This is a genomic window from Herbaspirillum sp. meg3 (assembly GCF_002257565.1).
Classification (GTDB): Bacteria; Pseudomonadota; Gammaproteobacteria; order Burkholderiales; family Burkholderiaceae_D; genus Herbaspirillum.
The window spans coordinates 2,603,244-2,607,247 of record NZ_CP022736.1 but is presented as its reverse complement, the minus strand read 5'-3'; the positions used below and the strand labels follow the sequence as shown (position 1 = coordinate 2,607,247).

Genomic DNA, 4,004 nt, shown 5'->3' with positions numbered 1-4,004 from the left:
CCCGCTCCCCCTGAGCATTCCCGACCTAACATCGGCAAGCTTGTTGATTCCGGCAAACAATCCGATTAACAAGCAAAGCCTCATCTGCAAGGGTGATTTGATGTTGCCTTTATTCTTTACGACTCAACGAACCATCGTCCGCGCTCATCATGAGGCGTGCCGACACCGTTGAATACTTAATTTGTCCCCGCAAAAATGAGGGTATTTTCTGCACGCAATAGTGCCACTGAATCGCCAAAAGAATTGACTTCTTGTCTCACTTTTTCAAAATATATCCTGATTGCCGCGCCGCAATGAAATGCATATTCATTCGGCAAGCGGTATCGCAGCACGGGAAGCGATGCAAAAATTACTGCAAGGCAATTTTATTTATTTCGGCTGGAATGCCTGCGCCGTTACGTCCTGTCAGGAGCGGTCGGAAAGGCCGGACTCAATGTCTGCGAGAGATACGGCAAACATCCGATATTTGGCGCACGTAGAACTGACGACTACTTAGAACCTGCGGGACAGTAGATGATTAAAAGCTTGGCGGCATCAATTGAGCACTAAATACTCAAGTTGGCATGTTTCGGTAGGCTGGGTGGGGATGACGAAAACTGTGACTATGTTCAGCTTGATTCGTGGAACTGTCTACCGGCGTGAACAAAGTGAGCTGACTTATAAAACTCACCTTTGAGAATCAGCTGCCTTGAGAAACATGAACATATGACATTGGGGACTCGTAAAATCTTATCCGTGCGGTGCCGAGCCTTATCCTGCTGCGCGCTTCCCAGAACTGAGCGCCGTCATACGCGCGCTGGAACAGGCACGTCCCTTTTTTGCTATTTCGATTTCAGCGCGAATGTATCGCCTGACTAAAACGCTAATGGAAGACGCTCAATACAGCCAGAACTAACTTGGCTGTCATCAAGCGCCTTCTATGTCGATCTCTTAATAGCCGTCAGGCGACCTGTGGCGCCAGATTCTGCTGTCGCGTCGATTCAATGTTCACCACTTGCGTCGCGTTGTGTTCCTCCGGTGCCTGTCCGGATGCCGACAGCTGACCGTTCTGGAGCGACAACACGCGGTCAGCAAGGTCAAAGTATTTGTCATCGTGTGAGATTACCAGCACTGCCTTACCCTGCGCCTTCAGTTCGGGCAAGATCGTGCGGTAGAACACGTCCTTGAACAATGGGTCCTGATCAGCCGCCCACTCGTCGAACACCATGAACGGCCTATCTTCCAGAGCAGCTACCACCAGTGCCAGACGCTTGCGCTGTCCTTGCGACAACGCTCGAGTCGTAAACGCACCGTCCTTGACCTGCACCAGATGCTGCAACTGCAATTTCTCCAACAAGCGATTGGCATCGGCATCCAGATTGGGGCGATCACTTTCCAGCAACTGATCGAACAGATGAAAATCAGAAAACACCGTCGAGAATAATTGGCGGTAGGCGTCACGTCCGGCATCGTCAACCACATTGCCGTTCCAGACGATTTCCCCCTCCTGTGGCACGTAGAGTCCGACCAGCAGTTTGGCCAACGTGGTTTTGCCGCTGCCGTTGCCGCCGACCAGGAACGTTACCTCGCCGGGAACGAAGCTAAGCCGGATCGGCCCGAGCAGGAAGAAACCGTCGCTGCATTCGCGATAATAACGATGTGTCACGTTACGCAGAACCAGACTCTCCAAGGTACCGGCCTGCGCTTCTGCCGCGGGTGGTTCGCTGCTGGACATATCCTGTGTGACGGCATCGATGCGCGCCGCAGCTACGCGTGCCAGATTGGCGCGTGGGATATTCATCAGCAACACTTCAAGAGGCGTGACGATATAGACGAACACCAGTGCAAAACCGCTCATCACCGCGCGTTCCGAGGGCGCATCACTAACCAGAAAGAACAGCACCAGGCCGATGAATGCAAATATCAGGAAGTTGCCCCAACTGGCCGATGCGGTAAAAATCGACATGCCACGCGTCCTCAGGCTGCGCACGTTTTCAATCGCCACATGCAACAAGTCGCGCTCAAATAGCTGGCGTTTTTTGCGATGCAGGCGCAATTCCTTGGCACCGGCCGTCATTCCCTGAAAATGACCGAACATGACGTCTTGCTCCTTGGCTGCGCGTTCCAGATAGCGGATCGCCTTCAGATGCGCCAGATGGTAGCCCAGCGAACCCAGCCCCAAGACGGCCAGCGCCACCAGAAATACTTGCCAGGACAGCAGCAGCATATAGATCAGACAGCCGATCACGACCACCGAGTTGGTCAGGATGGCCGGCAAGCCGACAAAGAATTCCGCGACCTTGGCGCTGTGCTCGGTCAGTGCGGACTGGATACGCGCTGCGCCGATGCGTTCGATATGACGATAATCCGCACTAATCACGCGAGCGGAAATATAGCGCCGCATATCCGCCTGCGCCCGCTGATTGAGTCGTTCGAACAGGATGTTTGACGCCATGTGACTCAGCATCAGCGTCACCACGGTCGCGGCAAACCACCAGGCCGCCTGGGCGCGCGCTGCAGCATCGGCCGACAGCGCGGCATTGATCTGAATCACCATCAGCACGCTGCACACACCGCGCGTAATGCTCGCCCCTGCTGCCAGCAACAGGAAGCGCCAGGATTGTCTTAATAGATAGTTAAGCATGCGTTCGCCAAATAAAGGAAGTCTCCTTATCAGACGAATCAAGTAGCCGCCAATTTAAGCCGCAAGGCCTCCTGGCGACGGTTTCAGATCAGCCATGAAAGCCGCAAACCAGCTCCGGTACGGGTCTTGATAGATTTTTGTAAATAAAAATACTTCTCATTCGTCAAAGAAGGGAGAGCGACATTTGCCTTGCGAAACCAAGGGCTGAAATACCTTTGCCGCATTTGTCGGAATATTTGTCCGGAATTCACTCAGGAGTTGTATTGAATCGTCCACTACCTGTTTATGCCACACCGCTGTGCGTGCGTGGGACGCCCTTGTTCGTCTATTGCGAAGCCGATCAACTCAGCGTTTGCGATGATGAACACCGGGAACGCTCGCGCTGGCAGTGGCAACGCGGTGCAGCAACGTCACCAAAATCATCCGATCCGCTAGCCGTGGCAAACGCGGACTGGCGCATTTCCACCGATGCATCCGGCTACGACGACCTGCTGGCGGTATTGCAGATGATTCTGATGCATGAACCACAAGTGCGCATGATCGAGGTTGTCTTGCCTGACGGGACCGCACGCGAACTGGCCCATGCCGGCCTGCTGGTTGCTCAGAACGGTGGCTACGTTTCCTATGCGGAGATGGTCTGGCAGCACGCGGCCGGCTGGCTGCCGCATGCCGCGACTACAGCCTTCCCGGCGTTACAGGTCATGCACGATGGCCGCCGTCACCCCTTGCGCGGCCCGAAGCCTCAGGGCGTGGTGTATACGCGTTATATCCCTTGGCTCAAGCGGACTTTGACACTGCGGACCTTGCGGCAAGAAAACGATCTGCCGTTGTTCAGCCGCTGGATGAACGACCCGGTGGTGGCGCAGTTTTGGGGTGAAACCGGCGACCTCGCACAACACCGGCATTATCTCGACACGATTGCAGCGGATCCGCATATGACGTCGCTGATTGCCAGTTTCGACGACCAGCCGTTCGCTTATTTCGAAGCTTACTGGGCCAAGGAAAACCGCATCGCGCCGTTCTATGACAGCGCAGACTTCGACCGCGGCTGGCACGTGCTGGTGGGCGAAGAAGCGTTCCGCGGCAAACAATTTGCCGTGGCATGGCTGACCTCGATCTCGCACTATCTCTTTCTCGACGACTGCCGTACTCAGTGCGTGGTCGGAGAGCCACGCGCCGACCACGACAAACAGATCCGCAACCTCGACAAAAGCGGTTATGCCAAGGTCAAAGAATTCGATTTCCCCCACAAGCGCGCCATGCTGGTCATGTTGTCGCGCGAGCGCTATTTCGGGCAGGGATTGTGGCAGCCGCAGACAGATCTTGGCACGCTCCACAGCCCCTTCCCCGGCGCACCCTCTCTCACCTATTGACAGGAGAT

Annotated in this window: 2 protein-coding genes; one reads left to right on the top strand and one right to left on the bottom strand. The window is 55.1% G+C overall.

Features of this window, described 5'->3' with window-relative positions; all coding sequences use genetic code 11:
- Positions 1–940 precede the first annotated feature (940 nt).
- The gene (locus tag hmeg3_RS11685; RefSeq protein WP_094563870.1) at positions 941–2,623 is read right to left on the bottom strand and encodes a cyclic peptide export ABC transporter; all 1,683 of its coding nucleotides are present in this window, start codon (positions 2,621–2,623) and stop codon (positions 941–943) included.
- Between the two features lie 263 nt (positions 2,624–2,886).
- Here hmeg3_RS11685 and hmeg3_RS11680 point away from each other — a divergent pair, with 263 nt between their 5' ends.
- A complete protein-coding gene (locus hmeg3_RS11680; protein WP_232511968.1) occupies positions 2,887–3,996 on the top strand; it encodes a GNAT family N-acetyltransferase in 1,110 nt (369 codons plus the stop codon).
- Positions 3,997–4,004: the final 8 nt, after the last annotated feature.